Below are 4,343 nucleotides of genomic sequence, written 5' to 3' on the forward strand. Positions count from 1 at the left end.
GGAGTTCGATGGGCATCTCAGTCTCCTCGGCTGGGGGGGGGGGGGGGGTAGTGTCAGGTTCGGGCCACTCCCGGCACCAGGTCGGCGCTGCCCGTCACTGCCACCAGGCGACGGCTGAGCCAGGCCAGCAGCACACCGTAGAGGGGCAGGAAGAACGCCAGGCTGATGCCGAGCTTGATCACGTAGTCGACCCAGGCGATCTCCGCCCAGTTGGCGGCCATGAAGGGGTCGGGGCTCTCATGGAAGGCGATGGAGAAGAAGGCGAAGGTGTCGGCCAGGTTGCCGACCACCGTGGAGGCCGCCGGCGCCACCCACCAGGCCTTCAGGGGACGCAGGCGATCGAAGACCTGCACGTCCAGCAGTTGGCCCAGCACGTAGGCCGTGAAGCTTGCCAGCGCGATCCGCGCAACGAAGAGGTTCCACTCCCCCAGCCCCGCGAGGCCGGCAAAGCCACCCCGCGGGAAGACGACCGAGACGACATAGGAGATCACCAGTGCCGGCAGCATGACGCGCAGCACGATGGCTCGGGCCGGCTCCTTGCCGAACAGGCGCACGGTGAGGTCGGTGGCCAGAAAGATGAAGGGGAAGCTGAAGGCGCCCCAGGTGGTATGGAACCCGAACAGGGTGAAGGGCAGCTGGACCAGGTAATTGCTGGCGGCGATGACCAGGATATGGAAGGCGACCAGCAGCGCCAGGCAACGCCGGTACTGGGCATCGGAAAGCACGAACATCACGGCATCCTTTTTTGGGAAGGGGTGAGGGAACCCTCATGGCACGGGAATCGCCCGGGTGCGGACAAGCGGGGCATTATACGGCCCGACCCGACGTCTGGCCATGGCCCGCCCTGCCCGGACAAGGCTATCGCCGTTGGTCGTAGGGAGGGTGCCGGGGACAGGCCGAAAATGCTGCTGTCTACGATAGCCCTGCTGCCCTGAAAACGCCGCCGCCCTTGCGAGGTAACGGCGGCATCGTCAGGTCAGGTGCGGTTGCGGCTGTCGTCAAAGCGGACGAGCATCGTGGGCGGTACCCACCGAGCGCTCCTTCATGGCCTCATGCACGTCCTGCAGGCTCGCCGGGTCGTCGATGGTGGAAGGTATGCCGAACTCCTGGCCGTCGGCGATGTTGCGCAGCAGCTTGCGCAGGATCTTGCCGGAACGGGTCTTGGGCAGGCGGTCGACCACCAGCACTTGCTTGAAGCAGGCGATCGGGCCGATCCTCTCGCGCACCAGGGCGATCAGTTCCTCCTCGAGCTCTACTTCGCGTCCATCGAACCCATCCTTGGGAATCACCAGCCCCACCGGCAACTGCCCCTTGAGGGCATCGTGGATGCCGATGACCGCGCATTCGGCCACCGCAGGGTGGGCACCGACGACCTCCTCCATCTCGCCGGTGGAGAGACGATGGCCGGCAATGTTGATGACATCGTCGGTGCGCCCCATGATGAACAGGTAGCCATCCTCGTCGAAGTAGCCGCCATCACCGGTCAGGTAGTAGCCGGGGAAGGCCGCCATGTAGGCACTGTGGAAGCGCTTCGGGTCACCCCAGATACCGGTCAGACAGCCCGGAGGCATCGGCTGCTTGATCACCACGCTGCCCTGCTCCATCACGCCGACCGGCTCCCCCTCGCGATCCAGGACCTGGACGTTGAAGCCGGGCACTGGCACCGTCGCACTCCCCGCCTTGGTAGGCATCGGCTCGAGGCCCTGGAGGTTGGCGGCAATCGGCCAGCCGGTCTCGGTCTGCCACCAGTGGTCGATCACCGGCACATCCATCAGGTCGTCCAGCCAGTGGAAGGTGGGCGGATCGAGGCGCTCACCGGCCAGGAACAGCGCCTTGAGACAGGAGGTGTCGTACTGGTCCATCAACTTGGCGTCCGGGTCTTCCTTCTTCATGGCGCGGAAGGCCGTGGGTGCGGTGAAGAAGCTCTTGACACGGTACTCGCTGATCAGCCGCCAGAAGGCACCGGCATCAGGGGTCTTCACCGGCTTGCCCTCGTAGACCAGGGTGGTACAGCCGCGCAGCAGGGGCGCATAGACGATGTAGGAGTGGCCGACCACCCAGCCCACATCGGAAGCGGAGAAGAAGACGTCACCGGGGGCGACGTCGTAGATGGCGTCCATGGAATAGGCCAGTGCCACGGCGTAACCACCGGTATCCCGCACCACGCCCTTGGGCTTACCGGTGGTCCCGGAGGTATAGAGGATATACAGCGGATCGCTGCCCTTGACCGGAACGCAGTCAGCCGGCTCGGCCCTCTCGACCAGGGCTGCCCAGTCGTGGTCAATCCCCCCCAGTTCGGCGTGTTGCTGGTCGCGCTGGAGCACCACGCAGGCCTCAGGCTTGTAGGTGCTCTGCTCGATAGCCGCGTCGATAATCGGCTTGTACGGCATCACCCGGTCGACCTCGACGCCACAGGAGGCAGCAATAACCACCTTCGGTTCGGCATCCTCGATGCGCACGGCCAGCTCGTGAGGGGCAAAGCCGCCGAACACCACCGAGTGCACGGCGCCAAGGCGCGCGCAGGCGTACATGGCGACCAGCGCCTCGGGCACCATGGGCATGTAGATCACGACCCGATCCCCCTTCGCCACGCCCAGCGCCTTCAGGGCACCGGCGAAGCACGCGACCTGGTCACGCATCTCGGCGAAAGTGAGGGTCCGCTTGGTGTCGGTAACCGGGGAGTCCCAGAAGATGGCCGGCTGATCGCCACGCCCCTGTTCGACATGATGGTCAAGGGCGGCATGGCAGATGTTGAGCTCGCCATCGACAAACCAGTGAGCATGGCCCGTCTCGTCGTACTCGAGAATGATCGTGGGAGGGATGAACCAGGGAATGCGCCTGGCCTGCTCGGCCCAGAAGGCCTCGGGGTGATCAATGGAGTGGCGATACTCGTCTTGGTACATGCTCATCTGCATCCTGTCAGCAATCGATGGGGCGTTGATTGTTGACACTCTAGAACATGTCCGCCGCCATATCCTCATACCATCGGCTAACGTTCGACAAAAGTGCAAGGTATCCTGGTCTCTATTGTCGACAACAAGGCGCTGATCGCCCCGAACTCGGCATTGGTCCAGCGTTGATCCTGCGACAGACGTCAGGCTGGACTATTATTGAGGATAATCTGTATCAGAATGTGGACGAGCAACCGACGCCACCCGCACAAGGCGGGCTCATGGGAATGCACTCAACAGCGCAGGCAACCGGTGACCGGGATACCGGACCTGCCCGGCAGGGGAACGATCATGGGCAATACCAGCGGTGCTGCAGCACGCCTCCTCGAAGGCGGCACAGTGGTCATCGACGAGGCCAGCGCCCTGCTCAAGGCGATGGCCAACGACAACCGGCTGCGGATACTCTGCCTGCTCGACGGCACAGAGCTATCGGTGACCGAGCTCAACCAGCGGCTTTCCCTCAGCCAATCGGCACTCTCGCAGCACCTGGCGATCCTGCGTCGCGAGAACCTGGTCAACACCCGCCGGGAATCCCAGACCATCTACTACTCCCTGCATGGCGAGCGTGCGAGAACCCTCATCGAGGCCCTCGGGAGTCTGGAGCTGGAGAGACGAGCATAGCGAGGGCTTCATCAACGCTTCTGCCAGCGCCCGGCATCGAGCATCTCCAGTCCCCGCTCGATGCTCTGCTCCACGCCCCGCGAGACTGCCATGCCCAAACGGTCACCGAGCTTGTGTTTCTGCTCCAGTTTCAGGCTGATGACCCGCGCGTGCTGCATGCGCTCGACCAGGTAAGTCTCGCTGGTCCCCAGGGCATCCACCAGGCCCCGCACCAGGGCATCACTGCCGTACCAGATCTCGCCGGTGGCCACCGCCTCGATATCGAGCCCTGGCCGCCGCTCGGCCACATGACGCTTGAAGAGCCGGTGGGTGGTCTCGAGGTCTTCGAGGAACTTCTCGCGCCCCTCCTCGGTATTCTCGCCGAAGACCGTGAGCGTTCGCTTGTAGCGCCCGGCGGTGAGCAGCTCCACGTCGATGTCATGGCGCTTGAGCAGGCGATGCAGGTTGGGCAGCTGGGCGACCACACCGATGGAACCAAGCACCGCGAAGGGGGCGGCACGCAGCTGGTCGGCCGCGCAGGCCATCAGGTAACCGCCGCTGGCGGCCACCTTGTCGACACATACCGTTGTGGTCAGGCCCGCCTCGCGCAGGCGATCCAGCTCGGCAGCCGCCAGGCCATAGCCATGCACGAGCCCCCCGGCCGATTCCAGGCGAATGACCACCTCGTCGCCCTGGCCAGCCACCGCGAGCACCGCCGAGACCTCCTCGGCCAGCTGCCCGGTGCCGCTGGCCTTGATGTCACCATGGAAATCGAGCACCCAGACCGTTGGA

Annotated in this window: 4 protein-coding genes; 1 reads left to right on the plus strand and 3 read right to left on the minus strand. The window is 64.6% G+C overall.

Annotated features, from left to right (window positions below; all coding sequences use genetic code 11):
* Window positions 1-53: 53 nt before the first annotated feature.
* Window positions 54-731, minus strand: a complete 678-nt coding sequence (locus tag RI841_RS14850) for a 7-cyano-7-deazaguanine/7-aminomethyl-7-deazaguanine transporter (protein ID WP_310706409.1) — start codon at window positions 729-731, stop codon at window positions 54-56.
* A 267-nt stretch (window positions 732-998) separates the two neighbouring features.
* Window positions 999-2,909: a propionyl-CoA synthetase gene (locus tag RI841_RS14855; protein ID WP_310706410.1), complete on the minus strand. Its 1,911-nt coding sequence runs from the start codon at window positions 2,907-2,909 to the stop codon at window positions 999-1,001.
* Between the two features lie 333 nt (window positions 2,910-3,242).
* On the opposite strand from RI841_RS14855, the gene RI841_RS14860 reads away from it, so the two are divergent.
* Window positions 3,243-3,572, plus strand: a complete 330-nt coding sequence (locus RI841_RS14860; RefSeq protein WP_310706411.1) for a metalloregulator ArsR/SmtB family transcription factor — start codon at window positions 3,243-3,245, stop codon at window positions 3,570-3,572.
* 11 nt (window positions 3,573-3,583) lie between these two features.
* On the opposite strand, the gene sohB is transcribed toward RI841_RS14860, so the two are convergent.
* Window positions 3,584-4,343, minus strand: a 760-nt coding sequence (gene sohB / locus RI841_RS14865; protein ID WP_310706412.1) for a protease SohB, incomplete at its 5' end; no start/stop codon positions are given.

The sequence above is a fragment of the Halomonas sp. genome (assembly GCF_031581305.1).
GTDB lineage: Bacteria > Pseudomonadota > Gammaproteobacteria > Pseudomonadales > Halomonadaceae > Halomonas.

What these genes read in the sequence shown, in the direction of transcription:
- RI841_RS14850 (WP_310706409.1), bottom strand. Translation starts at nt 731, where the DNA reads ATGTTCGTGCTTTCCGATGCCCAGTACCGGCGTTGCCTGGCGCTGCTG.
- RI841_RS14855 (WP_310706410.1), bottom strand. Translation starts at nt 2,909, where the DNA reads ATGAGCATGTACCAAGACGAGTATCGCCACTCCATTGATCACCCCGAG.
- RI841_RS14860 (WP_310706411.1), top strand. Translation starts at nt 3,243, where the DNA reads ATGGGCAATACCAGCGGTGCTGCAGCACGCCTCCTCGAAGGCGGCACA.